The 23,558-nt window shown below is 68.5% G+C and carries 24 protein-coding genes and 1 pseudogene; 10 read left to right on the top strand and 15 right to left on the bottom strand.

The genetic code is table 11. The annotated features are described in order from the left end of the window. Positions 1–22: 22 nt before the first annotated feature. Positions 23–628: a CDP-alcohol phosphatidyltransferase family protein gene (locus GJG85_RS06840; RefSeq protein ID WP_050018037.1), complete on the bottom strand. Its 606-nt coding sequence runs from the start codon at positions 626–628 to the stop codon at positions 23–25. Positions 629–751: 123 nt separating this feature from the next. Between GJG85_RS06840 and GJG85_RS34955 the strand changes: the two genes are divergently transcribed. The 3 genes from GJG85_RS34955 to GJG85_RS06825 all read left to right on the top strand — a co-directional run bounded on the left by GJG85_RS34955 (position 752) and on the right by GJG85_RS06825 (position 2,698). Then, the gene (locus tag GJG85_RS34955) at positions 752–985 is read left to right on the top strand and encodes a hypothetical protein (RefSeq protein WP_235356322.1); all 234 of its coding nucleotides are present in this window, start codon (positions 752–754) and stop codon (positions 983–985) included. A gap of 112 nt (positions 986–1,097) precedes the next feature. Then, positions 1,098–1,730 (top strand): lysophospholipid acyltransferase family protein, encoded by a 633-nt coding sequence (locus GJG85_RS06830; RefSeq protein ID WP_089488638.1) that lies wholly within the window; start codon positions 1,098–1,100, stop codon positions 1,728–1,730. A 38-nt stretch (positions 1,731–1,768) separates the two neighbouring features. After that, positions 1,769–2,698 (top strand): phosphatidate cytidylyltransferase, encoded by a 930-nt coding sequence (locus GJG85_RS06825; protein WP_050018036.1) that lies wholly within the window; start codon positions 1,769–1,771, stop codon positions 2,696–2,698. A gap of 40 nt (positions 2,699–2,738) precedes the next feature. On the opposite strand, the gene GJG85_RS06820 is transcribed toward GJG85_RS06825, so the two are convergent. After that, positions 2,739–3,542, bottom strand: a complete 804-nt coding sequence (locus GJG85_RS06820) for a hypothetical protein (protein ID WP_050018035.1) — start codon at positions 3,540–3,542, stop codon at positions 2,739–2,741. Positions 3,543–3,786: 244 nt separating this feature from the next. On the opposite strand from GJG85_RS06820, the gene GJG85_RS06815 reads away from it, so the two are divergent. After that, a complete protein-coding gene (locus GJG85_RS06815; RefSeq protein WP_160300540.1) occupies positions 3,787–3,948 on the top strand; it encodes a hypothetical protein in 162 nt (53 codons plus the stop codon). A 54-nt stretch (positions 3,949–4,002) separates the two neighbouring features. On the opposite strand, the gene GJG85_RS06810 is transcribed toward GJG85_RS06815, so the two are convergent. The 3 genes from GJG85_RS06810 to GJG85_RS06800 are packed head-to-tail and all read right to left on the bottom strand — an operon-like array spanning position 4,003 to position 7,013. Next, a complete protein-coding gene (locus GJG85_RS06810; protein WP_050018256.1) occupies positions 4,003–4,314 on the bottom strand; it encodes a hypothetical protein in 312 nt (103 codons plus the stop codon). Continuing rightward, positions 4,314–5,675 (bottom strand): acyclic terpene utilization AtuA family protein, encoded by a 1,362-nt coding sequence (locus tag GJG85_RS06805; RefSeq protein ID WP_089488637.1) that lies wholly within the window; start codon positions 5,673–5,675, stop codon positions 4,314–4,316. Before GJG85_RS06805 ends, GJG85_RS06810 begins: the two co-directional genes overlap by 1 nt. 39 nt (positions 5,676–5,714) lie before the next feature. Then, complete coding sequence (locus tag GJG85_RS06800) at positions 5,715–7,013, bottom strand: citrate:proton symporter (RefSeq protein WP_089488337.1); 1,299 nt, start codon at positions 7,011–7,013, stop codon at positions 5,715–5,717. A 97-nt stretch (positions 7,014–7,110) separates the two neighbouring features. Here GJG85_RS06800 and GJG85_RS06795 point away from each other — a divergent pair, with 97 nt between their 5' ends. Next, positions 7,111–8,007, top strand: coding sequence for a LysR family transcriptional regulator (locus GJG85_RS06795; RefSeq protein WP_050018258.1), 897 nt, complete (start codon positions 7,111–7,113; stop codon positions 8,005–8,007). 33 nt (positions 8,008–8,040) lie between these two features. On the opposite strand, the gene GJG85_RS06790 is transcribed toward GJG85_RS06795, so the two are convergent. Together GJG85_RS06790 and GJG85_RS06785 are read right to left on the bottom strand one after the other, a co-directional pair. Continuing rightward, positions 8,041–8,625 carry a flavin reductase family protein gene (locus tag GJG85_RS06790; protein WP_050018259.1) on the bottom strand — a complete coding sequence of 195 codons (585 nt, stop codon included), beginning with the start codon at positions 8,623–8,625 and terminating at the stop codon, positions 8,041–8,043. A 132-nt stretch (positions 8,626–8,757) separates the two neighbouring features. Next, entirely contained in the window at positions 8,758–9,183 is a 426-nt protein-coding gene (locus tag GJG85_RS06785) for a VOC family protein (protein WP_006481570.1), read from the bottom strand. Between the two features lie 119 nt (positions 9,184–9,302). On the opposite strand from GJG85_RS06785, the gene GJG85_RS06780 reads away from it, so the two are divergent. Continuing rightward, complete coding sequence (locus GJG85_RS06780; protein ID WP_050018260.1) at positions 9,303–10,193, top strand: LysR family transcriptional regulator; 891 nt, start codon at positions 9,303–9,305, stop codon at positions 10,191–10,193. Here GJG85_RS06780 and GJG85_RS34950 read toward each other — a convergent pair. Together GJG85_RS34950 and GJG85_RS06775 are read right to left on the bottom strand one after the other, a co-directional pair. Then, a pseudogene (locus tag GJG85_RS34950) lies at positions 10,166–10,375 on the bottom strand (hypothetical protein); the annotation flags it as partial. The gene GJG85_RS06780 and the pseudogene GJG85_RS34950 overlap by 28 nt on opposite strands. Positions 10,376–10,800: 425 nt before the next feature. Then, positions 10,801–11,853: an RNA-guided endonuclease TnpB family protein gene (locus GJG85_RS06775; protein WP_060733587.1), complete on the bottom strand. Its 1,053-nt coding sequence runs from the start codon at positions 11,851–11,853 to the stop codon at positions 10,801–10,803. 89 nt (positions 11,854–11,942) lie between these two features. Between GJG85_RS06775 and GJG85_RS06770 the strand changes: the two genes are divergently transcribed. Then, on the top strand, positions 11,943–13,118 hold the full coding sequence (locus tag GJG85_RS06770) for a porin (protein ID WP_204383788.1): 1,176 nt from the start codon (positions 11,943–11,945) through the stop codon (positions 13,116–13,118). 404 nt (positions 13,119–13,522) lie between these two features. Continuing rightward, a complete protein-coding gene (locus tag GJG85_RS06765; RefSeq protein WP_050013742.1) occupies positions 13,523–14,734 on the top strand; it encodes a transglycosylase SLT domain-containing protein in 1,212 nt (403 codons plus the stop codon). Between the two features lie 143 nt (positions 14,735–14,877). Here GJG85_RS06765 and GJG85_RS06760 read toward each other — a convergent pair whose 3' ends face one another. Both GJG85_RS06760 and GJG85_RS06755 read right to left on the bottom strand, forming a co-directional pair. Then, complete coding sequence (locus GJG85_RS06760; RefSeq protein WP_050013741.1) at positions 14,878–15,213, bottom strand: hypothetical protein; 336 nt, start codon at positions 15,211–15,213, stop codon at positions 14,878–14,880. A gap of 281 nt (positions 15,214–15,494) precedes the next feature. Continuing rightward, positions 15,495–16,241: a MipA/OmpV family protein gene (locus GJG85_RS06755; RefSeq protein ID WP_050013740.1), complete on the bottom strand. Its 747-nt coding sequence runs from the start codon at positions 16,239–16,241 to the stop codon at positions 15,495–15,497. A 244-nt stretch (positions 16,242–16,485) separates the two neighbouring features. Between GJG85_RS06755 and GJG85_RS06750 the strand changes: the two genes are divergently transcribed. Both GJG85_RS06750 and GJG85_RS06745 read left to right on the top strand, forming a co-directional pair. Then, positions 16,486–17,211, top strand: a complete 726-nt coding sequence (locus GJG85_RS06750; protein ID WP_089488636.1) for a response regulator — start codon at positions 16,486–16,488, stop codon at positions 17,209–17,211. Further along, positions 17,212–18,594, top strand: coding sequence for an ATP-binding protein (locus GJG85_RS06745; protein ID WP_124630023.1), 1,383 nt, complete (start codon positions 17,212–17,214; stop codon positions 18,592–18,594). Between the two features lie 45 nt (positions 18,595–18,639). Here GJG85_RS06745 and GJG85_RS06740 read toward each other — a convergent pair whose 3' ends face one another. From GJG85_RS06740 to GJG85_RS06725, 4 genes are read right to left on the bottom strand one after another with little or no spacing between them, the layout of a single operon-like run. Next, a complete protein-coding gene (locus tag GJG85_RS06740; RefSeq protein WP_050013737.1) occupies positions 18,640–19,680 on the bottom strand; it encodes an iron ABC transporter permease in 1,041 nt (346 codons plus the stop codon). Beyond that, entirely contained in the window at positions 19,677–20,669 is a 993-nt protein-coding gene (locus tag GJG85_RS06735; RefSeq protein ID WP_050013736.1) for an ABC transporter substrate-binding protein, read from the bottom strand. The genes GJG85_RS06740 and GJG85_RS06735 overlap by 4 nt, the downstream gene beginning before the upstream one ends. Beyond that, complete coding sequence (locus GJG85_RS06730) at positions 20,666–21,442, bottom strand: ABC transporter ATP-binding protein (protein ID WP_050013788.1); 777 nt, start codon at positions 21,440–21,442, stop codon at positions 20,666–20,668. Before GJG85_RS06730 ends, GJG85_RS06735 begins: the two co-directional genes overlap by 4 nt. Positions 21,443–21,462: 20 nt before the next feature. Next, entirely contained in the window at positions 21,463–23,553 is a 2,091-nt protein-coding gene (locus GJG85_RS06725) for a TonB-dependent receptor (protein WP_204383856.1), read from the bottom strand. Positions 23,554–23,558 lie beyond the last annotated feature (5 nt).

Here is a 23,558-nt window from a genome sequence, read left to right as displayed (position 1 = left end):
CGCCGCCCTCCGGCGCGGCCCGTCAGCGGCCCGCTTCGGCGACGCCGGCCTGCACGCGCCGCACCGCCGTCACGATCGACAGCACGATCAACAGCCGCCACAGCCACGCGGCGACACCGCCGACCGGGAAGCCGAGGCCGATCCACAGCGCGAACGCGCCGAGGGCCAGCGCCCGGTCGCTCTTGCCGAACGGGCCGTCGTAGCGGCGCGTCGCGCCGACGAGCGGGCCGATCAGCCCCGCGCATTCGACGATCACCGCCGTCAGCGCGAACAGCCAGACGTCCGCCGGCGCGAACGCGGGAATCGCGAGGAACGGCAGCACGAGCGCGACGTCGGACACGATGTCGCCCAGCTCGTTCAGGTACGCGCCGAGCGTGCTCTTCTGCCCGTGCTCGCGCGCGAGCATCCCGTCGATCGCGTTGAGCGCCATCCGCGCGAACAGCCACAGCGGAATCAGCAGGAACAGCGCGCGGGCGAATACGCCGAGCCCGGCGAGCGCGCCGACGACGATCGAGCCGCCGGCCGCGAACAGCGTGACCTGGTTGGCCGTGACGCCGCGTTCGGCCAGCGAATTCGCGAACGGGCGCAGACGGTTCTGGAATTTGGGTTTGAGTGCGTAGAGGCTCATCGTTTCGTATTCGTATTATTCGCGCGGCACGGTTGGATGCGTTTCCCGCCGCCATGCCCCGGGCGGCGAAACGGCCGTCGTCGGCCTGGATTGAACGGCCCCCATCGTCGCCGAGCCGCCCCGATGCGTCAAGCAGGCGGCCCGGCCGGCCCGCGTGGCGCCAATCTGGCGTTTTTCGGCGAAACTCGCGATAATCCGCTGGCCCGATCGCCGCGAGATCCATTCGAACTGCAGACGGGCACTCGTGCAACAGCCGATTATCACGCCGCCGACCGGCGCATTCGCCGCGACGCAACCGCGTGCGACGGCGAATCGTCCGATTATCGCGGACCTGCGACAGGCAGCCACGAACTTTGAAAAAATTTAAACAAGAGCCGTCCGGCGCGCATCCTGCCGCGCCGGCATTCCGGGGTTCCGTCCGCCGCGCGTGCGCGGCGGGCCGGGCATGCACGCAGGAGGCCGCGCGCCGATGAACATCTTTAACGTCTGGCAGCGCGACTTCCTGCTGTCCATCGTGCGGCTCGTCGCCGGCGCGTATCCGGTCTGGCATCAGGCGCCGCCGTCCCCGACGCAGAAGATCTATTTCTCGAACCACACGAGCCACATCGACACGCTCGCGATCCTCGCCGCGCTGCCGCGCGACGTGCGCGCGGTCGTGCGGCCGGTCGCCGCGCGCGACTACTGGGACAGCAGCGACCTGAAGCGCCACATCGCGCAGAAGCTGCTGAACGTCGTGCTGATCGACCGTCATCGCGAATCGGGCGGCGATCCGCTCGACCCGGTGCGCGATGCGCTGCGGCAGGGTCATTCGATCATCATCTTCCCGGAAGGCACGCGCGGCGCCGACGTGCTGCCGCAGCCGTTCAAGAGCGGGCTGTTCCATCTCGCGACCGAGTTCCCGGACGTCGCGCTCGCGCCCGTCTATCTCGAGAACCTGCAGCGCATCATGCCGAAGGGCGCGATCTGGCCCGTGCCGCTGATCTGCAAGGTGCATTTCGGCGCGAACGAAGCGCTCGGCGCCCAGGAAGACAAGCCGACATTCCTCGCCCGCATGCGCGACGCGGTCATCGCGCTCGCGCCGCCGCAGCGGCCGGCCGGCTGAACGCGGCGCGCCCCTTCTCCCTTTTCCGGATACCAACCATGCGAACCCTCTTCTGGGAACTGGTCGCGGGCGTCACGGGCGTGCTCGTCGTCGCGACCGTGATCGGCGCGATCCTCGGCGCGCGCAGCGGCGGCACGAGCGCGACCATCGTCAACCTGAACCAGCGCATCCGCGCATGGTGGGCGATGATCGCGATCATGGCCGTCGCGATCGGCCTCGGCAACAACGTCACGTACCTGGTATTCGCGCTGCTGTCGTACCTGACGCTGCGCGAGTTCATCACGCTCACCCCGACCACCGCGAGCGACCATACGACGCTCTTCATCGCGTTCTTCGTCGCGATCCCCGTGCAGTACCTGCTGCTCGGCATCAACTGGTACGGGATGTACTCGATCTTCGTGCCCGTGCACCTGTTCTTCGCGATGTCGCTCGTGTCGGCGCTCACGCAGGACACGCGCGAATTCCTGAGCCGCAACGCGAAGATCAACTGGGCGCTGATGGTGTGCGTGTACGGGCTGAGCCATGCGCCGGCCGTGCTGATCCTCGACATTCCGCGCTACGCGGGGCAGAACGCGCTGCTGCTGTTCTTCTTCCTGTTCGTCGTGCAGATCAGCGACGTGCTGCAATACGTCGTCGGCAAGCTGTTCGGACGCCGCAAGATCGCGCCGCAGCTGTCGCCGTCGAAGACGATCGAGGGGTTCATCGGCGGCGGCCTGCTCGCCACGCTGTGCGGCGCATCGCTGTATCGCGTGACGCCGTTCAGCTTCGGCGCGGCGTTCGGGATCTCGCTCGCGATCGTGATCGCGGGCTTCGTCGGCGGCCTCGTGCTGTCGGCCGTCAAGCGCTCGCTCGGCACGAAGGACTGGGGCTCGATGATCGCCGGCCACGGCGGGATGCTCGATCGCGTCGATTCGATCTGCTTCGCCGCGCCGGTGTTCTTCCACCTGGTGCGCTACCTGTACGTGTGATGCGCGGGCGGCGCCATGCCGCCCGTTCCCGCGCGGCGGATCAGTATCCGTCGCGCAGCGCCTTCGGCACGACGTAGCGGCCACGCGCGGCGTCGAACTTCACCGTGTAGCGTGCGTGGATCGCCTTGTCGCCGCGCGTGCCCGTTTCCGTGACCGTCAGCGGGTAGACGTCGCCCGAGCCGGTCGTGTCCGGCGCGATCTCGAAGCGGCGTTCCTCGCAACGCGCGCGAGCATGCGCGCATTCCGTCGACTCGGCATTGTCGAGCGCCTCGTCGATGCGCGCCGCCGCATGCACCAGCGCGTTGCCGTACGGCAGCCAGATCGAACGAAAGCGTTGCGTGTAGCCCTGCCGCGTATCGCTTTCGCCGATCACGAACCCGAACAGGTGCGGCCCAAGCCGCTCGATGCGCACCGTGCCCGGTTCGCCGCGCTCGCCCGATGCGATCTCCGTTTTCTTCGCGACCGGCTCGAGCGTCCTGCCGTCCGGCGAAGGCTTCAGCACGTACAGGTCGATCGCGCCCGGCGTCGCATCCGAATCCATGCCCGGCATCCCGTTCTGCACCGCCGCGTCGGTCTCGCCGCACATCGCGAGCAGCATGCGCGGGCCGTCCGCGGTCGCCACGCGCAGCACGCCGCACGGCGAATGGATGAAATCGCCCTCTTCCGCCTGCCAGCCCTTGCGGTCCGCACGCCAGTCGCCGTACGTGTCGTGGATGAAGGTTTTCAGTTGACGGTCGGGTTGGGCCGGCTCGGCGGCATGAACGGGCGACAGCGCGGCGAGCGCCGTGAACGCGCCAAGGGTGACGAGCGGCTTCAGACGTCGGTTCCGGTTCTGGACAGTCATGACGAGGTTCGGTCGGATGGATGTGTGGCGGATTGTTGCAGACTCGACGGATCAAGGTTGCCGCGGCGATACCGGTGGCGCCGCGGCGGCCTGATGCGGGACCATGACGCGCGCCGCGCCCTTCGCGCCGGCCGGCGTCGCGATCTCGTTCTTCATTCCAGGCATCCGTTCGATGCGCGCGGGAATCGGCCCGCGAGGCCCTAGCGTACACGCACGCGCGACGAACCATCCACCGACACCGCCCGTGACACTGAAGCTCGACATCGTCCAGCTCGACGGCCGCGACGGCGACACGCACGACAACCTGCAGCGCGCGATCCACGACCATCGTCGGGATCAGCGCGTGCACGTCGCCGGCGCGCGCATCGAGCGCGCGGACGGGCGTCGCGAACTGCCGATCCCGTGAGTCCGAATGTGAGCGTGAGCGCGCGCCCGGTTGGCCGCGCACACGGTCGCGCCGTCACGCCGGCTCGGGCACCTCGATCGCCAGCAGCGCCGAACTGACCGACTTGCCGTGCGCGTCGAGCGCGAGCGAGCGCGTCACCCCGCCGCCGAGCGCATCGCGCAGCACGAAGTTGAACGCGCCGAGCGCCGGCAACTCGTAGCGCACGACGTCGCCGTGCACGATGCCCGCGAGCCATCTCTTCACCGCTTGCGCATCCAGATGCGTGCGCAGATGGTCGTAATGACGCGGATCGCGGCAGATGACCGACACGTTCAGCGTATTGCCCTTGTCACCGGTGCGCGCATGCGCGAGTTCACGCAGTTGCATCAGGCCTCCACGAATGAAAACGACGGCGTCACGGCCGCGCGCGGCAGCAGCACCGACTGCACCGCGATCACCTCGCGCGTCGACTTGAACGCGCCGCCGCCGCCGGCCGGCCCGTTCGTATAGAGCGTCTCGACTTCGTTGCCGATCCGCGCGGCTTCGGCGGCGTTCGCCGCGCGGCCGGCCACCCGCACGCGCACCTCGGCCGGCTCGCCGCGCACGGCCGGCGTCGCGTCGCCATACAGCGCGTCGACGCCGATCACGTCGAAGCGCAGCTCGCTCGCCGCGATGCCGGTCAGCGCGAGCCGCTCGCGCACGATGTCGAGCGCGAGACGCGCACGCGCGAGCGCGCCCGGTCCGCCGTACGAGATCTGGCCTTCGCCGATCCAGCCGTCGACATACGCGACCGATACCTTCAGCGTATCGGGCCGCGCGGTGCCGCGCCCGCCCGTCACGCGCACGCGATCGGCCGCTTCCTCGGCGACCGCCACGCGCGTGAAATCCGCCACGACGTCCGGCTGCAGATACCGCGCCGGGTCGTGAATCTCGTAGAGCAGCTGTTCCTTGCAGCTCGCCGCGCTCACGCGGCCGCCCGCGTGCGGCACCTTCGTGATCACGACCGTGCCGTCGGCCGCGACCTCGCCGATCGGGAAGCCGAGCCGCGCCAGATTCGGCACGTCCTTGTAGCCGGGATCGGCGAAATAGCCGCCCGTCACCTGCCCCGCGCATTCGAGCAGATGGCCGACGACGGTCGCCGCCCCCAGCGCGTCCCAGTCGTCCATCCGCCAGCCGAACGCATGGATCAGCGGCGCGGCGAACAGCGACGGATCGGCGACGCGCCCGGTCATCACGACGTCCGCGCCGGCCGCGAGCGCGTCGACGATCGGCGCGGCGCCGAGATACGCGTTCGCGGACACGATGCGGTCGCGATACGCGGCGACGTCGTCGCCCGATTCCTCGAAGCGGAACGCGCCGCGCAGCACGACGTCGAGCACGTCGTCGCCTTCGACCGCCGCGACTTTCAGCCCCGCGATGCCGAGCGACTGCGCGATCTGCGCGGTACGCCGCGCGGCCGCGCGCGGGTTCGCCGCGCCCATGTTCGACACGATGCGCACGCGCTTCGCCGCCGCAATCGGCAGCACCGCGTGCATCCGCGCGTCGAGCAGCGGATCGTAGCCGAGCGCCGGATCCTTGCGGCGCGCCTGCTGCGCAATCGCGATCGTGCGCTCGGCCAGGCATTCGAAGACCAGATAGTCGAGCCGCCCGTGTTCGGCCAGCTCGACCGCGGGCTCGATCCGGTCGCCCGAGTAGCCGGCGCCCGCGCCGATGCGCACGCGCCGTTCGTGTGATGGCTTTGCTGTCATGTCCGTACCGTCGTCCGGCGAGCGCATCGCCGGCAAATATCAAAAAACGCCGAGCACGACGCACGCGATCGTCATCACGATCGACGCGCCGAACAGCAGCGGAAACGTGAATTTCTGATGCTCGGCCAGCTCGATTCCGCACAGCCCGACGACGAGAAACGTCGCTGGCGTGAGCGGGCTGACCGGAAAGCCCGTCGTCATCTGGCCGAGCAGCGCCGCCTGTCCGACCTGCACCGCCGGCACGCCGAGCTGGCCGGCCACTTCCGCGATCACGGGCAGCACGCCGAAGTAGAACGAATCGGGATCGAACAGCATGCTGAGCGGCATCGACGCGAGGCCGAGCGCGACCGGGATATGGCCTGCCATCGACGGCGGCACGAAGCCGACCGCCGCCTGCGCCATCGCCTTCAGCATCCCGCTGCCCTGCATGATCCCCGTGAACACGCCGGCCGCGAGCAGGATGCCGGCCATCATCAGCGCGGCGCGCGCATGCGCGTCGATGCGCTTGCGTTGCATGTCGACGTCCGGGTAGTTCACCATCAGCGCGATGCACAGCCCGACCATGAACATGATCGCGGGCGGGATCTTCTCGCCCATCACGACCATCGTGCCGAGCACGACGAGCGTCAGCACGAGGTTGAACCAGAACAGGTGCGGCCGGCGCAGCGCCTGCTCGTCGGGCGTCAGTTCGCGCCGGGGCAGCGGGATCGACGCATCGTCGCGCGACAGGCCGAGCCGCTTCTCCTCGCGCCGCCCGAGCCAGTACGCGACGCCGAACACGAACACGAGCCCGATCGCCTGCACCGGAATCAGCGGATTGAACAGCGCCGACACCGGCAGGTGCAGCGACGCCGACGCGCGGATCATCGGCCCCGTCCACGGCAGGAAGTTGATGCCCGCGGCCATCGACACCGCGGCGGCCAGCACGCGCCGGTCCATCTTCAGCCGGTCGTACAGCGGCAGCACGGCCGGAATCGTCACGAGGAAGCAGACGGCGCCCGAGCCGTCGAGGTGGATCAGCAGCGCGAGCAGCGTCGTACCCATCACGATGCGTGTCGGCCGCGTGCCGACCGCGCGCAGGATCCGGTCGATGATCGGGTCGAGCGTGCCGGCGTCGGTGATCGTCCCGAAATAGAGGATCGCGAACACGAACATCCCGACGACGGGCGCGAGCCCCTTCAGCCCGTCGATGACGAACTTGCTGGTGTGCAGCCCGAAGCCGCCGATCAGCGACGCGGCGATCGGCACGATGATCAGCGCGACGAGCGGCGACATCCGCTTCGACAGAATGGCGGCCAGCAGCACGACGATCGTGCCCAGCCCGAGTAACGGCAGCATCCGTGTCTCCTACCTTGTCTTTTGTTGGAGACGAGCGTAAGGTCGGCGCAGCGATAGCACAATTGAAATGATTTGATCGCAGCAATCACGAACCGTTATGGATCTGAATCTTCGCGACATTCGCGCGTTCGTCACCGTCGCGCACGCCGGCAACTTCACGCGCGCGGCCGCACGGCTGCACCTGTCGCAGCCGGCGCTGACCGTGCAGATCCGCCGGCTCGAGGACATCGTCGGCGCGCGCCTGTTCGACCGCAACAGCCGCAGCGTCGCGCTCACGCAGACCGGGCGCGAACTGCTGCCGCTGTTGCAGCGCTCGCTCGACGACATGGAGCGCGTGCTGCGCGATGCGCGTGCGCTCGGCGAAGGCGCGAGCGGCACGGTGCGGCTCGCGTGCCTGCCGACCTTCGCGTCGAGTGTGCTGCCGGAGCTGATCCAGTCGTTCCGGCGCGACGTGCCGCGCGCGGGCTTCGAGATCCGCGACGGCGTCGCGAGCCTCGTCACCGCGCTGGTGCGCAACGAGGATGCCGATCTCGGGCTGACCGGCGGCGATACGTTCGATGCGTCGCTGGAGGTGCTGTATGCGGGCGCCGACCGGCTCGTCGCCGTGTGCCCGCAGGATCATCCGCTCGCGCGCAAGCGCCGCGTCACCACCGCCGACGTCGCCGGCGTGCCGCTCGTGCTCACCGCGCAGGGCACGAGCGTGCGCAGCGTCGTCGATGCCGCGCTGGACGCGGCCGGCTGCACGCCCGACATCGCGTGCGAGCCGACCTACATGATGACGGCCGTCGCGATGGTGCGCGGCGGCCTCGGCGTGACGATCCTGCCCGCGACCGCCCGCGAGGTGCGCGCCGAGCCCGAACTGGTCGCGAAGCCGATCGACGATCCCGCGTTCGTGCGGCCGATCGCGCTCGTCGCGAAGCGCGGGCGCACGCTGCCGCGCGTCGCGCAGGCGTTCGTCGACCTCATGCTGGCGGAATTGAAAAAGCGCGCATGAAGCGCGCCCGATTCGGGAAAGGGCGTGCGGCGCTTACTGCGCGTCCGGATCGACGTGCAGCGATTCGCCGATCGCGTAGAAATTGCCGCCCGCGATGTAGTGCAGGCTGCGCAACGCGGGATCGGCCGATTCGAAATACCAGTGGCCGTCGCGAAACACGCGCGTGTCCGACCATGCGCCGATCACCTCGCCGATGAACAGGTCGTAGGTCTGCTGGTTGTGCGGTTCCGGAATCAGCCGGCACGCGAGCCAGCCCGAGCAGCCGGCGACGAACGGCAAGTCGTGACCGTCGACGTCGAACAGCGTGACGCCCGCTTCGCGCAGCTTGTCGGGCCGCTGCGCGAGGCTGTGGCTGCCGACCGCATGCGTGAGCTGCAATTGCGCGGCCGTCGGCACCTGGATCACGAACGTGCCGCTGCGCTCGACGAGCTCGCGCGTCTTCGCGGATTTGTCGAGCACGACCGTCAGCTTCGGCGGCAGGAAATCGAGCGCGCACGCCCACGCGGCGGCCATCACGTTGTCGACGCCGTCGTGGCGGGCCGACACGAGCACGGTCGGGCCGTGATTGAGCAGACGGTAGGCCTTGTTCAGCGCCACCGGCGCGATGTGACTGTCCATACGGGTTCCTTGGAGAACGGCGCGCACGGACGGATGCCGTGCGGCGCGGCGCCGGCCGTCGCACCTGCGCGCGGCCGGGCTGAAGGCCGCATTCTCGCACCCAACGTCAATCGGCGCTGGCGCCCCGGCCGGTCACTTCGCGAACAGCTGGCCGATGTCGCGGAACGCCTTGAATTCGAGCGCATTGCCGCACGGATCGAACAGGAACATCGTCGCCTGTTCGCCGACCTGCCCCTGGAACCGCACGTACGGCTCGATCACGAAAGTCACGCCGAACCCGCGCAGCCGCTCGGCCAGCGCTTCCCAGCTCGCCCAGTCGAGCACGATCCCGAAATGCGGCACCGGTACGTCGTGACCGTCGACCGCATTCGTATGCGCGCCTTCCTGCGACGCGGTTTTCGGATGCTCGTGGATCACGAGCTGATGCCCGTAAAAGTTGAAGTCGACCCACTGCGCACTCGAACGCCCCTCTTCCAGCCCGAACACGCGGCCGTAGAAATCGCGCGCGGCCGGCAGGTCGTAGACGGGAATCGCCAGGTGAAACGGGGAAAGACTCATGATGGATGATGGCCTCGTGAAGAAACGCTCGCGTGGCGCGAGGACGGCACCATGGTAGACAACGCCGAGCAAAAATTAAATCAATATAAAATTGGCTGATTCACAAACGGAATTGATGAATGATCCGCGAACTGAAAACCCTCGTCGCCGTCGCCCGCGAAGGCACCTTTGCCGCGGCCGGCAACCGTATCGGGCTCACGCAGGCGGCCGTCAGCGCACAGATGCAGCGCCTCGAAGCCGAGCTCGGCTTCGCGCTGTTCGACCGGCAAGGGCGATCGGCGCGGCTCAACGAGCGGGGCCATCACGTGCTCGACCAGGCGCAGGCGCTGATCGGCCTGTACGAGAACCTGAGCTCGGCCGCGCCGGGCTCGCCCGCCGCCGTGCGCGTGACGATCGGCGCGATCGCATCGGTGCAGAGCGCGCTGCTGCCGGCCGCGCTGGCCGATTTCCATCGCCGCCATCCCGGGTGCCGCACGCGCGTGATACCCGGGCTGTCGATCGAGCTGGTCAACCGCGTCGACGCGGGCGAAATCGACATGGCCGCGATCATCCGGCCGCCTTTTGCGCTGCAGAGCGACCTGCACTGGACCACGCTCGCACAGGAACCGTTCCGGCTGATCGTGCCGCGCGGCGTGAAGGGCAAGGACTGGGCCGCGCTGCTCGCGAACGAACCGTTCGTGCGCTACGACCGCGCGTCGTTCGGCGGCCGCCAGGTCGACCGCTTTCTGCGCAAGATGCACATCGCGGTGCGCGACACCTGCGAACTCGACGAGCTCGACGCGATCGTCAAGCTGGTCGAGAACGGCGTCGGCGTCGCGATCGTGCCGCAGACCGCCGTGTATCGCCGCTGGCCGGCCGGCGTGCGCGCGATCGACCTCGGGCATCACACGTTTCATCGCGACATCGGGCTCGTGCATCGTGCGCGGCGCACGATGTCGGAGCCCGCGCAAGCGCTGGCGCAACTGATCGAGGCGGCGTCGCGGCGGCGCGCGGGCGCGAGCGTTTCGTAGTCCATCGTCACGCCTTTCTCGTACGCGAAGATCGCGGCGTTGTCGGGTTGACCGTACACGGTCGCGATCGTGATCGCGCCGAGCCCCGGCTTGCCACGGCTCATCGGCGCCTGCTTGCCGTACGCGTTCGTCGTGCCGGCCGGCAGCCCGGCCGCGATCGGATGCGGCGCGTTGACGAGCCAAGGCGAGTTCGCGGCCCGAGTTTCAACGTGCGGCGGCTACGACGCACCGACAGGCCGTCACCGCTCACGCGCGACGCACATTTATCACATTCATTTCAGCGCAGCCGATTCAATTCGTTAAATAACGATTTGACGGATCGAAAACAATATCGAGATCGCGGTAGTTCACCCGCAAATCACGCCGAATTATCACGACACGCGCAAAACACAATGAAAAACCGGTGGAATGGCAGCCCATTGATACGCGCTTATCAATAATCCTGATCCCTCAACGGTGAATTCCGGGAAACATCGCTGTCTACATCAGGCCACAACGAAGAATTCCACTTTTGCCGTTCAGTGCGGCTCTGTAGTCTCCTGCTCTTCCGGATCACGAACCCACACCTATGCGCAAAGGAGATGAATTGACGTCCTCCTACGCCAGCCTAAAGGCGGAGGATTCCCACACCTGGCGATGCACGTCCGCATCGGAGAATGTTCAGCGCAGCGTTGATATCTCGATCATGCTCGACACCACAGTCACTGCAGGCCCATTCTCTTATTCGCAGCCCTGCGATACCTTTCGGCCGCGTCGTGCTGGCTTGCGACCCGCACGACGAACAGGACTGGGTAGAACCGCTTTCGTCGACTTCCTCGAACGTGGCTCCGTGCGCGATCGCTTTGTAGCGGAGCTTGTTCCGGAAGGACGACCAGGATGCGTCGTAGACGCTTTTCGCCATCCTGGTTCTGGCGAGTTTGACAGCCGACACGTTGCCAACCGCGATGTAATCGAAGCGCTGCACCAGATCGAGCGCGAGCTTGTGCTGGAAGTCGGCGCGGGCATTCGCCGCCTTCGCGTGCAGCTTCGCGATATGCCGCCTGTGCTTTCGCGCCCGCTGCGCTTTCGCCAGCTTTTCCGCCGCGCGTCGGCCGAACCGGTCATTCGGCAGTTTTTCTCCGGTCGAAAGTGTGGCGAAGTCTTTCAGGCCGAGATCGATACCCACACCGGAACGAATCGGGCGGGCCTGCACGTCGGGCATCTCGATCACGATGTTGAGAAACCAGTTGCCGCGTGCATCCTGCGCAAAGTTGGTCCCGTCCTTGATCTTGCCTTCGGGAAGCGGTCGACTGTTGAACACGCGAAACGTGTTGCCGGCAAAGCGGAACGCTTCGCCCTCGCGCTTCAGGTCTCGGCCCTTCAGCGGCACCCAGCCGAGCGACTTCCTGCCGCGATAGCGCAGGTACGGCCGACGGTGCTGGCTGCGCGACTTCGCATATTGCTCGCATGTTGCGTTGACCGTGCCGGAGTGAATACCGAGTTCCTTGCTGCTGCCGGTCGTGAGCACATTCAAGTCGAATCCTGTAGGCCACTTCTTGCCCCAGTTGAGCGCGTGCTTCTGCGTGTCGTTGCAGAAGTTCCAGACGTAGTTCACCGCACGGCTCTGCTTGTTGAGCAGTCCGTTGAGCGATTTCACCCGGTAGCGATAGACAAGGATCATGCCGGCCATTTTAACGGGGGAATGCCGCTGTCAAACAACGGCGCTCCTTTCCTCCCGGTCCTGAAGGACGGGGTTTCTCGGAGCAACTGATGAAACGCACGGCCCTCTCAATGTTCGCCCTCTCAATGTTCGCCCTCGCGTCGTTCGCGGCGACGTCCGTCGCGCATGCGCAGTCGAGCGTCACGCTGTATGGCGTGATCGACACGTCGATCACCTATGTGAACCACGCCCAAGGCAAGGACAACGCGTGGATGCTCGGCAACAGCAGCGCGGGCAATCTCGCCGGCAGCCGCTGGGGCGTGAAAGGCACCGAGGATCTCGGCGGCGGGCTCAAGGCGCTGTTCCAGTTGGAGAACGGCTTCGACCCGAGCAACGGCCGGCAAGGCCAGGGCGGCCGCCTGTTCGGCCGTCAGGCCTTCGTCGGCCTGACGAGCGACCGCTACGGCACGCTCACGTTCGGCCGCCAGTACGACCCGCTCGTCGACCTCGTGCAGGGCATCACCGCCGACAACTATCTGGGCAGCGCGTTCGCGACGCCGGGCGACGTCGACAACTACGACAACAGCTTCCGCGTCGACAACGCGGTCAAGTACACGTCGGCCGTCTATGCGGGCCTGCAGTTCGCCGCGATGTATTCGTTCGGCGGCATCGCCGGCAGCACCGGCGCCGCGCAGTCTTACTCGGCCGCCGTGTCGTACAACAACGGGCCGTTCAGCGTCGCGGGCGGCTACTTCCACGCGACCAACAGCCCCGCGTCGAACGGCGTGCGCAACGGCTGGACCAGCTCGTCGGACGGCACGTTCGACGGCCCGATCAACAGCGGCTATGCGAGCGCGCACGCGTTCGGCATCGCACGCATCGCGGGCCAGTACGTCGCCGGCCCGTTCACGTTCGGCGTCGGCTACAGCAACGCGCAGTACCGCCGCGACGCAAGCTCCGTGTTCGGTTCGAACGAGCACTACAACACGGGGCAAGGCTTCGTGAACTACCAGGCGACGAACGCGCTGCTCGTCGGCGTCGGCTACAGCTACACGCGCTCGGGCGGCGACACGTCTGCGACCTATCACCAGGTATCGGCCGGCGCCGACTACAACCTGTCCAAGCGCACCGACGTCTACCTGACCGCCGCGTACCAGCACGCGAGCGGCCAGACCGGCGACGGCAACGGCGGCTCGATGGCCGCGCAGGCGTCGATCGGTTCGTACGGTTACGCGGGCACGAGTTCGCAGACGATGGTCAACCTCGGGCTGCGCCACCGTTTCTGACGGCGATACCGGCGGATGGCTTGCCGCGCGCCGCGCGGCAGGCCGAATTCGCATTGCGCAGACGGCGGCTTCGCCACCGATTTTTTATCGTTTTCTTTCGCCCCGCCAATCGCTGCCGGGGAATTTTCCCTTTCGCTCCGCTTATCGCCAGCTTCGCCGCTCGAGTGACGTAATACGTCAGCTTTCGGGTCGTCGCCATTGCACCTGCATTCGCACCAATCTCGGCCATTTTTACCGATCCCGTAGCACGTGGGGCCGTGATCCGGCGCAATAAAAGTGCGCGGCGCACGCACGGGCAAATGCAAAGGAAAGTTTGACGCGAGCCATTTGCCCGCCTGCTATGGCACACTTCGCGTCTGCGTAATTTCCTTGCACCGGGCGGTCGGATTCCGCCCCATCCTGCCATGTCGCGTCATACCACTCGCCCGCTCAGCCGCCACACGCTGACCCTCGCCTCGACGATCGCGCTCTCGTGCGCGCTCTCCGGCGTCGCACGGGCCGATTGCCTGGACGACGCGGCCGCGTTCCAGCACGTGAGCGTCGCGCTGATGCGCGGCATCGCGCAGGTCGAGTCGGGGATGAATCCGAACGCGGTGAACACGAATACCAACGGCACGGTCGACATCGGGCTGATGCAGATCAACAGCACGTGGCTGCCGACGCTCGCGCGCGAAGGGATCACGCGGGAAAGCCTGTTCGATGCCTGCACGAACGCGTATGTCGGCGCGTGGATTCTGTCGCAGAACATCCGCCAACTCGGCCCCAACTGGAACGCGATCGGCGCGTACAACTCCGCATCGCCCGACAAGCGCCTCGCGTATGCGCGCAAGGTCTATGATGCAATCCGGACCATGCCGGATTCGCCGGATACTCCCATGCCCATCCTTCCACCGTCCTTTACGCCGCCGCAACAGGCACAGACGTACAACCCGTTCGCGAGCCTGAGCGTGTCGGCGCCGCCCGTCGCGCGCGCCCGCACGATCTCGCCTGGCTCGCCGCCTGCGGCGCCGCAGGGCGGCCCCGCCGGCCCGGCCGGCACGTACAACTTCGGCTGGACGGTCACCGGCGCCGACCAGGCCAAGCCGACCCAGGTGTTCGACGACGGCGCGCGGGTCTACGTGCAGTTCAGCGACATGAAGCACGTGCCGGCGATCTTCACCGAGACGTCGGCCGGGCGCGTGCTGATGTCGTGGGAGCTGCAGTTTCCGTATGCCGTCGTGACGCGTCCCGCGCAAACGTTGATCTTCCAGCTCGGACCGTTCGAAGCGCGGGCGCAGCGCAGTGCGGCGGCCGCGGGCATGACCGCGCAGGCGGGGACGGCGACGGCCGGGGCATCGGCCTCGGCATCGAAGAAGTCGGCCGGAACCGCAATGAACGCGGCGACGAACACGGCGGCCAATACGCCAGCGAAACGCACCGCGTCGGCCGATGCGTTGTGGTACGTGAATACGCCATCGACGTCGGGCACGGCGACGGCCTCGCCTTCGACCGCGAATATTCCCGCCACGCTGCCGACGGCCATCACGTCGAACACGCCGCCGCCCGCGCCGGCTCAGGCACCGGCCGCTCAGCCGTCGCGCGCCAGCGCGGACGCGCTGTGGTACATCTCGAAGTGACGCACGTCCGAACGCATGCGCATCGCGGCGATTATTTCCGTGCGGTCGTGGGCAGTTCGCGCGCGGCCGTGCCGCGCTTCGTGAAATACGCGCGCAGATAGCGCGACGTCGACGACGCCGGTGGCGGAATCGTCACACCGCCGTCACCCGCGCCGCACCCAGATCACTTTCCCGTCGCGAATGCCGAGATTGCGGCGCTCCTCCCGGTAATCCATCGTGCCCGGCAACGACTTGCCGTCGCGCTCGAGCACGCGCCACAGGCAGCCGTCGAGCAGCGCGCTCGCATCGGCCTCGTTCTTGCCGACCAGCGCTTCGTCCGGCGCGGCGTCCGCCTTGCATGCCTGCGCGGCGCCCGGCTGCAACGGGGCCCTGGCCGCGCCACCGGCGGTGGCGTTGCGGTGCTTCGTGTCCATGTCAGCACATCCTGTAAAGGTTGCGCCCGCAACGAGTGCAACGAGCATCGCGATCGTGTTCTTCATCGGTTTCTCCGTGTCGTGGCCCGGCGGTCGATGTGGGGCATTCGTGCACGACCGGGCATCGCATGCGTGATCGGTTCCGCACGCTGCCGGCCGTTTCCTGCGGGAGCCGGCCCGCGCATGGCGGCCTTTTGCGACCCGGCCGAGCCGCGTCGGCGCCGCCGCGTCGGAGGCCGGCCTGACGCCGAACCCGCCCGCATGTTACCGCACGCGGTTCGCGGCGACGGCGCGACGCCGACGCATCGTGGGCGCGCCGCGCGCGCCGGCCCGCGTCGGCCATCCGTTCAGAACTTGTACGTCACGCCCGCGATGCCGTAGTAGTTGCTGCGCGACTGCACGATCGGGCTGTCGCCCGCGCGGCCGAGCAGCCGCGTCACGCCACCGGTCGCGAGCACCGACCAATGCCGCGACAGCGTCCAGTTCCATGCAACCGCCATCGACGCGCTGTCGATCCCGCCGCTCGCCGAATACGGCCGGAACCGGCTGGTCATCGACTGTGCATCGGTCACGCCGTAGAAGGTCTGCATGTAGCGGCCCGAACCCGCGTGCACGGTGCCCGTCACGATGATCTCGTGCTGCGACGTCTTGAGCACCGGCACCGCGAGATCCACGTGCCCCGACACGCCGCGCGACGTATGCGTCACCGGCGTATCGATCGTGACGCTCAGCTCCGCCGTGTCGAAGAGCGTCACGCCGGCGCGCACGCCGACGAGCACCGAGCCCGGAATCCGGCCCATGCCTTTCAGGTAGTCGGAGCCCGGCAGGTCGAAGCGGTTCTCGTCCGCGCGGCCCGCGTCGTAGTTCACCGCCGCCGACACGAACGCCCCATGCGGCAGGTCCAGCCTGTAGCCCGCGCCCTGCGTGCTGTCGACGAAGAAGCCATTGCCGAACGTGGCGGAAAACGACGGCGCAACGACGCCGCGATACTGTTTGCTGCCCGGGTAGCGCGGTGCGACGCCGCCGCCGAGCGACAACGAATACTGGTTTTCCGCGTGGGCGGCGGCGGCGAGGGTCAGGCCGGCGAGCGGCATGCAATAGCGGTAGCGGCGAAGGGATGGGCGCACAATATTGAGATATGAGTGGCGAAGCCCGCAGTCTAGGTGCCGCCCCGCACCGAGACTGTCCTGAATGTGCGGCAAATGTGTGCCCAATTGTGTTCGATTGTTCGCGATTGTCGCCCCGCTGCCCCGGCGGTCGATCCGCCGGATAGAATTCGCGTGCCGCGCCGCGCATCGGTCTGCCGGGTGCGAGATGGCGCGTGCGTCCGAGGAAACCATGAACGAAGTTCCACTCAAATACCGCGTGCTGCTGATCGAGGACGACGACCGCCTCGCGCAGCTCGTGCGCGAATACCTCGACGGCTATGAATTCGCGGTGACGGTCGTGCGGCGCGGCGACCTTGCCGTCGCGGCAGTGCGCGAGCACCAGCCGGCCCTCGTGATACTCGATCTGATGCTGCCGAATCTCGACGGCATGGAGGTTTGCCGGCGCATCCGCGCGTTCACCAACGTCCCCGTGCTGATCCTGACCGCGCGGGCGGACGTGTACGACCAGGTCGCCGGGCTCGAGACGGGCGCCGACGATTACGTCACCAAGCCGATCGAGCCGCGCGTGCTCGTCGCGCGCGCCCGCGCGCTGTTGCGCCGCGCGCAGCCGGCCGCGGCGGAAGCGCCCGCGGCCGCGCCCGACGCGCTCGTATTCGGCGAGCTCGCCATTTCGCCGCCGAACCGCACCGTCACGTGGCGCGGCGAGCCGGTCGAACTGAAAACCGCCGAATTCAATCTGCTGCTGATCCTCGCGCGCGCGGCCGGCACCGTGCTGAGCCGCGACGACATCCTGAAGCAGTTGCGCGGGATCGAATTCGACGGACTCGACCGCTCGGTCGATTCAGGCATCTCGAAGCTGCGCCGCCGCTTCGAGGATGCGTCATCGGAGCCGCACAAGATCAAGACGATCTGGGGTCGCGGCTACCTCTTCAGCCCTTCTGCGTGGGACGAATAAATGCTGCGCCCGTTGCTTCGGTTGTACCTCGTCGTGATCCTGTGCGTCGGCGCGTCGATCATGTTCATCCAGCTGTCGTTCGACCGGATCTTCTACGAGCGCGGCGCGCAGGCGCAACGCGACTCGCTGACGACCTATTCGTTCGTGCTGAACGACTACCTCGAACGCCATCCTGGCGCGCAGCGCGAGCTCGCACTGCGCGAACTCGCGCTGCATGGCCGCGAAGGGTTCGGCTTCATGTCGATGGCCGACGCACGCGCGCAACTGAGCGGCGCGCCGCTGCGCGATCTCGATGCCGGCCGGATCGCGATCAGCTACAACGGCAAGGATTACTACATGCCGCTCGCGGACGGTTCGGTGCTGCATGCGCGCCCGATCGAAGCGCCGGATCTCGACATCCGCATCTATGCGTACATGCTGCTCGCGCTCGCGACGCTGTTCGCGGTGGTGCTGTGGATTCACTATCACTGGCGCGACATTCGCCGGCTGCAGGACGCCGCGCGCGCGTTCGGCGCCGGGATGCTGTCGACACGCGTGAAGGTGTCGGGCAAGTCGAACATCTACGAGCTGTCGCAGCAGTTCAACGACATGGCCGCGCGCATCGAGGCGTCGATCAAGCAGCAGCGCGAAATGATGCACGGCATCTCGCATGAACTGAAAACGCCGCTCGCCCGGCTGGAGTTCGGGCTCGCGCTGCTCGCCGACGCGGACGAAACGGGCCGGATGCGCGAGCGCCGCGACGCGCTGCGGCGCGACGTGCGCGAACTCGACGAGCTCGTCACCGAGCTGCTGACGATCGGCCGGCTCGAACAGGGGGCAAGCGAGCTCGCGCCGATGGAGGTCGTCGTCGACGCGCTGATCGACAGCGTCGCCGGCAACGTCGCGGACGACATCGCCGATCGCGGCATCGCGCTCGACGTGTCGACGCTCGACGCGCCCGCGGCCCACGTCTGCGATCCGAAGCTCGTCGCCCGCGCGCTGCTGAACCTGATCCGCAACGGCGCGCGCTATGCGTCGCGCAAGGTCGTGCTGGCCGCCGCCCGCGACCGCTCCGGCGCGCTCGTGCTGAGCGTCGACGACGATGGCCCCGGCATTCCGCCCGCCGAGCGCGCCCGCGTGTTCGAGCCGTTCCAGCGACTCGACTCGAGCCGCGACCGGCAGACCGGCGGCTTCGGGCTCGGGCTCGCGATCGTGCGGCGCGTCGCGCAGGTGCACGGCGGCGACGTGCGGCTCGAGGATTCGCCGCTCGGCGGCGCGCGCTTCGTGATCACGCTGCCCGTGCGCGCGCTGCCCGACAGCCTCTTCGACGTCGCGCAGCACGTCGCGAACCGGCACGCCGATACGCGCCGCCGCGGCGGCATGACTAGCGTCGTCCCGCTTTGATGAAACGGGCGGCGGGCCCCGCCCGCCGTCGCCGGCCGCGCGTCGTCAGCGCCGGCGCAGCAGCGCGACGAAGAACAGGCTGCCGAACAGCGCGGTCACGATGCCGATCGGCAGATCCTCCGGCGCCGCGAGCGTGCGCGCGGCGACATCGGCCCACACGAGCAGGATCGCGCCCGTCAGCGCGGCGACCGGCAGCAGCCGGCCGTGCTCGGCGCCGACCACGCGACGGCACAGATGCGGCGTCACGAGCCCGACGAACCCGATCGCGCCGCTGACCGCGACCATCCCGCCCGTCGCGAACGACGCGACGACGAACACCTCGCGTCGCATCCGCGCGCTCGGCACGCCGAGCGACGCGGCGGCGACGTCGCCCGACATCAGCGCATTCAGTTCGCGCCGGCGCGCATGGAGCGCGCAGCCGGCAAGCACCGCGCACACGGCCGGCACCGGCAGCAGATCCCAGCGCGCGAGCCCGACGCCGCCGAGCATCCAGAACAGCACCGACGACGCGGCGCGCTGATCGCCGAGATACAGCAGCAGGTTGCCGAACGCGGCCATCATGAACGACACCGACACGCCCGCGAGCAGCAGCCGGTCCGATTCGAGCCGGCCGCTCCGGTAAGCGAGCGCGACCACGCATGCGGTCGCCGCAAGCGCGCCCGCGAACGCGGCGGCCGACAGCGTGAACGGGCCGAACGCGGCGCCGGCCACCACCGTGACCGCGATCGCGCCGAGCATCGCGCCCGCGCTCACGCCGAGCAGGTGCGGATCGGCCAGGCGGTTCGCGGTCGCCGCCTGCAACGCGACGCCGACCGCCGCCAGCGTCGCGCCGACGATCGCGGCCAGCAGCGCACGCGGCATCCGGATCAGCCACACGATGCTGTCGTCGCCCGCGGCCGCCGCGAACGCATCGCCGCCGCCGACCGCCGACGCGACGTGCGCGGCGACGATCCGCACCGCGGCCGGCATCGCGATCGGCGCGGGGCCGAACGCGGCCGATGCGACGATCGACACGATCAGCAGCACGGCCAGTCCCGGCAGCACCACGCGCATACCGGGCCGCGCCGCCTGCCCGCGCACGCTCATCGTGCCGCTGCCGCGAATGCGGCCGGATACAGCGCGCGGGCGAGTGTCTCGACGGCCGCGACGTTCTCGGGGCCCGGCGTCGCCGCATCGTACGGAATCACGACGAAGCGCCGGTCGCGGATCGCGGCCACGCGCGCGAGCGCCGGCTGGCTCGACAGGAACTGCTGCTTCTGCGCGGCCGTGACCGCCGAATAGTCGACGATCACGATCACCTGCGGATCGCGCGCGACCACGCTTTCCCAGCTCACCTGCGTCCAGCTGCGCGGCAGGTCGTCCATCACGTTGCGCGCGCCCGCCGCCGCGAGCAGCGCGGTCGGCATCGCGAGGCCGCCCGCCGTCATCGGCTTGTCGGTGCCGCTGTCGTACACGAACACGCGCAGCGGCGCCGGGCGCCCGATCGCGCGCGACACCGCCGCCAGCCGCGCGCGCATCCCGGCGACGACCTGCGCGGCGCGCGCATCGACGCCGAAGATCCGGCCGAGATTGGTCAGGTCGCGGAACACGTCGTCGAACGACGCGGCCGACTGCTTCATCACGTGCGAACACGATTCGGTCAGTTCGTACGTGCGGATGCCGAACGGCGCGAGCGTCGCCGGCGTCACCGGCCCGCCGACGTGCATCCCGTAGTTCCAGCCCGCGAGATAGAAGTCGGCGCGCGCGGCGGCCAGCACTTCCAGCGACGGATACTGGCTCGCCAGTTCGGGCACGCCGCGCAATGCGTCGCGCACGCGCGCGGTGCCCGTCTTCCAGCCGCCGATGCCCGTATAGCCGACGAGCCGGTCTTTCAGGCCGAGCGCGAGCATCATCTCGGTGAGGTTCACGTCGTTGCTGACCGCGCGCGTCGGCGCGCGTTCGAACGTCACGTCGCGATCGCAACTGCGCACGGTGACGGGATAGGCGAGCGCGTGAACGGCCGCGCCGCCGAGCACGGCGGCGGCGACCAGGCGGCGGACGACGGAGGACAGATCAGCAAATGGCATGGCGGTCATTCCGGATGAAGCGGCGTGATGCGCGGGCGGCCCGTGACGGGATGGCGATCGACGAGCGCGGCGACGCCGAACACGTCGCGCAGCAGCGCTTCGGTCAGCACGTCGTCCGGCGCGCCGGACGCGACGACGCGGCCGTGCGCGAGCACATGAAGCCGGTCGCAATATGCGGCCGCGAGATTGAGATCGTGAATCGTCGCGAGCGTCGCGATGCCGAGGCGGCGCACGCGCGCGAGCAGTTCGAGCTGGTGACGCAGGTCGAGATGGTTGGTTGGTTCGTCGAGCAGCAACAGTTCGGGCTGTTGCGCGAGCGCACGCGCCAGCAACGCACGCTGTTTCTCGCCGCCCGACAGCGATGCGAAGCGCTGTGCGCGACGCTCGACGAGGCCGACATCGTGCAGTGCGGCTTCGACGATCCGGCGATCGTCGGCCGACTCCGCATCGAACGGCCGCTTGTGCGGCGTGCGGCCCATGCCGACCAGTTCGTCGACGGTCAACCCGAAATCGTCAGGCGTTTCCTGCTGCAGCACCGCGATGCGCTGCGCGACCGCGCGCGGCCGCATCCGCCACACGTCCTGCGCATCGAGCGCGACGCGGCCGGCGTCGGGCCGCGCGTAGCGGAACACGCAGCGCAGCAGGCTCGTCTTGCCGCTGCCGTTCGGGCCGACCAGCCCGACGAATTCGCCTTCGGCCACCGTCAGCGTCACCGAATCGAGCACGTCCACCGCGCCGCCGGGAGACCAGCTCACGCGTTCGATGTCGAGCATGTGGGTGATGGAGCGCACTTCGTCTCGCCCTAGAAGCGCATCGTCGCGACGAGCTCCGCCGAGCGCGACGGGCCGAGCAGCCATTGTTCGCCGCCGTTCGACGTCGTCACCGCGTACGTGCGGTTCGCGAGATTGCGCAGATACAGCGCGAGCTCGGTGCGCGACGTCGGCTGCCAGCGCAGCGACGCATCGAACACCGTGTACGACGGCACCTGCACGCGATTCGCGTCGTCGCCGTACGTCGCGCCGACGTAGCGCACGCCCGCATTCGCGTGCCAGCGCTCGGCGAACGCCCAGCCGAGCCACAGGTTTGCCGTCTGTTGCGGCACGCCGGACGGCACGTTGCCGGCCCGCGACACCGTCGCGCCGCCGACCGTCTGGTTGAAGGCGTCGTAGCGTGCGCGCAGCAGCGCGACGTTCGCATCGATCGTCCAGCCGTGCGGCAGCCGCGCGCCGCCGGTCAGCTCGACGCCGCGCGACGACTGCCGGCCGACCTGCTGGCGCAGCGCCGGATTGAACGGGTCGGCGCTGAGCAGGTTGCGCTTCGTGATGTCGTATACCGCGAACGTCCAGTACGCGCGACCGTCGAGCAGCGTCTGCTTGAGCCCGGCTTCCCACTGTTCGCCGGTCGCGAGCCGGTAGCCCGCCTGCGACGCGGACAGCGTCACGAGCGAGCCGACGCCCTCCGCGCCCGTCGTGTACTGCGCATACGCGCTGAACGTCGGCGCGATGTCGAACACGAAACCGGTGCGCCAGCCGACGTTCGCGAACCGCTTGTCGAAACCCGCGCCGGTCGCCGCCTGCTCGCGGCTGAACGCGATGTGGTCGTAGCGCAGACCGCTCACCCACGCGAGCCGCGGCAGCACGTCGAGCCGGTTCTCCGCGAATACCGCCACCTGCCGCGCGCGCGTGCTGAACTGCGGCACGGTCGGGTCGCGGCTCATGAAGACGCCGGGATCGAAGCCGTGCGCCGGTACCGTCGTTTCGCCGCCGTACGGCGAATTGTTGATGCCGCTGAACGTGATCCGGCTGAATTCCGTGCCGACGACGAAACGGTTCGCGCGGCCGAACAGCGTGCCGTCGAAGCGCGCGCTCAACCGGTCGCCGATCTGCCGCTGGTGGTGGCCGATGTCGAGATAGTCACCGCGTGTGACGCGTCCCGTCGCGGGGTCGAGCACATACGATTCGGCGTTGCGCCAGTGACGGTTCGACGTCAGGTAGTAGAGCTGATTGTCAATCGTCACGCCGGACGCGGGCCGGTAGCGCGCCGACAGGCGCGTCCACTGGTCGTAGTACGAAATCGTCGCGTCGCCGACCGTGTAGTTCAGCTTGCGCAGCGACGAATCGAGCACGCCGTTCGGCGCGGGCACGCCATAGTACGTCGCGGGCATCTGGCGCCCGTAGTCGTAGTCGAGCGTCAGCGTGAGTCGTGGGCTCACGTCGAATGTCAGCGCGCCGCCGATGGCCGTCGTATGCGTATCGGCCCGCTCGGCGAGACCGTTCGCGTGCGCATCGCTCGCATAAAAACGGTACGACAGCCGCGGGCCGAGCGCGCCCGTCGTATCGAACGCGAAGCGCTTCGCGCCGTCGGGGCCGATGCCGGCCTGCAGCGTCGTCTCGCGCGTGCGCTGCGGCCGCTTCGGCACCACGTTCACGACCCCGCCGATCGCCCCTTCGCCGTACAACACCGATGCCGGGCCGCGCAACACCTCGATGCGCTCGACCGACCACGTGTCGAACGGAAACGTGCTCGTGCCGGCCGCCGGCATCAGCCGCACGCCGTCGAGCAGCGTCATCACCGATTCCTGCCCGCTGAAGCCGCGCACGCTCAACGCGGTGCCGCCGGTGCCCGGCGCGATCGCGCTCGCGAAGCCGGCGGTGCGCGTGACCGCATCGAGCACCGTGCGATCGCCGCGTGCGTCTATCGTATCGGCCGTGACGGCTTCGACGCTCGCGGGCGTGTCGAGGCTCGCGAGCCCGAGCCGCGAGCCGGTTTCGAGCGGTTGCGTCAGCGGGTCGGTCGGTGCGGACGAAGCCGTGACGTTGATCGCCGGCAGCGCGTGCCGGTCGTCCGGCGACGATGCAACGGCTTCGGCGGCCAGCGCGCCGGTGGTCGCGATCGCGC

Origin of the sequence: Burkholderia sp. MS389 (assembly GCF_016899425.1) — a bacterium.
Lineage (GTDB): Bacteria > Pseudomonadota > Gammaproteobacteria > Burkholderiales > Burkholderiaceae > Burkholderia > Burkholderia sola.
Note: the sequence above shows the minus strand (reverse complement) of the source record. Positions and strands in the feature narration are given on the sequence as shown.

Excerpts from the sequence above, each read along its gene's own strand:
- GJG85_RS06780 (WP_050018260.1), top strand. The coding sequence starts at position 9,303 with ATGATCCGCGAACTGAAAACCCTCGTCGCCGTCGCCCGCGAAGGCACC.
- GJG85_RS06810 (WP_050018256.1), bottom strand. The coding sequence starts at position 4,314 with ATGCAACTGCGTGAACTCGCGCATGCGCGCACCGGTGACAAGGGCAAT.
- GJG85_RS06795 (WP_050018258.1), top strand. The coding sequence starts at position 7,111 with ATGGATCTGAATCTTCGCGACATTCGCGCGTTCGTCACCGTCGCGCAC.
- GJG85_RS06825 (WP_050018036.1), top strand. The coding sequence starts at position 1,769 with ATGCGAACCCTCTTCTGGGAACTGGTCGCGGGCGTCACGGGCGTGCTC.
- GJG85_RS06800 (WP_089488337.1), bottom strand. The coding sequence starts at position 7,013 with ATGCTGCCGTTACTCGGGCTGGGCACGATCGTCGTGCTGCTGGCCGCC.
- GJG85_RS06805 (WP_089488637.1), bottom strand. The coding sequence starts at position 5,675 with ATGACAGCAAAGCCATCACACGAACGGCGCGTGCGCATCGGCGCGGGC.
- GJG85_RS06775 (WP_060733587.1), bottom strand. The coding sequence starts at position 11,853 with ATGATCCTTGTCTATCGCTACCGGGTGAAATCGCTCAACGGACTGCTC.
- GJG85_RS06745 (WP_124630023.1), top strand. The coding sequence starts at position 17,212 with ATGCTGCGCCCGTTGCTTCGGTTGTACCTCGTCGTGATCCTGTGCGTC.
- GJG85_RS06770 (WP_204383788.1), top strand. The coding sequence starts at position 11,943 with ATGAAACGCACGGCCCTCTCAATGTTCGCCCTCTCAATGTTCGCCCTC.
- GJG85_RS06790 (WP_050018259.1), bottom strand. The coding sequence starts at position 8,625 with ATGGACAGTCACATCGCGCCGGTGGCGCTGAACAAGGCCTACCGTCTG.
- GJG85_RS06840 (WP_050018037.1), bottom strand. The coding sequence starts at position 628 with ATGAGCCTCTACGCACTCAAACCCAAATTCCAGAACCGTCTGCGCCCG.
- GJG85_RS34955 (WP_235356322.1), top strand. The coding sequence starts at position 752 with ATGCGTCAAGCAGGCGGCCCGGCCGGCCCGCGTGGCGCCAATCTGGCG.
- GJG85_RS06830 (WP_089488638.1), top strand. The coding sequence starts at position 1,098 with ATGAACATCTTTAACGTCTGGCAGCGCGACTTCCTGCTGTCCATCGTG.
- GJG85_RS06740 (WP_050013737.1), bottom strand. The coding sequence starts at position 19,680 with ATGAGCGTGCGCGGGCAGGCGGCGCGGCCCGGTATGCGCGTGGTGCTG.
- GJG85_RS06765 (WP_050013742.1), top strand. The coding sequence starts at position 13,523 with ATGTCGCGTCATACCACTCGCCCGCTCAGCCGCCACACGCTGACCCTC.
- GJG85_RS06735 (WP_050013736.1), bottom strand. The coding sequence starts at position 20,669 with ATGACCGCCATGCCATTTGCTGATCTGTCCTCCGTCGTCCGCCGCCTG.
- GJG85_RS06750 (WP_089488636.1), top strand. The coding sequence starts at position 16,486 with ATGAACGAAGTTCCACTCAAATACCGCGTGCTGCTGATCGAGGACGAC.
- GJG85_RS06755 (WP_050013740.1), bottom strand. The coding sequence starts at position 16,241 with ATGCCGCTCGCCGGCCTGACCCTCGCCGCCGCCGCCCACGCGGAAAAC.
- GJG85_RS06785 (WP_006481570.1), bottom strand. The coding sequence starts at position 9,183 with ATGAGTCTTTCCCCGTTTCACCTGGCGATTCCCGTCTACGACCTGCCG.
- GJG85_RS06820 (WP_050018035.1), bottom strand. The coding sequence starts at position 3,542 with ATGACTGTCCAGAACCGGAACCGACGTCTGAAGCCGCTCGTCACCCTT.
- GJG85_RS06760 (WP_050013741.1), bottom strand. The coding sequence starts at position 15,213 with ATGAAGAACACGATCGCGATGCTCGTTGCACTCGTTGCGGGCGCAACC.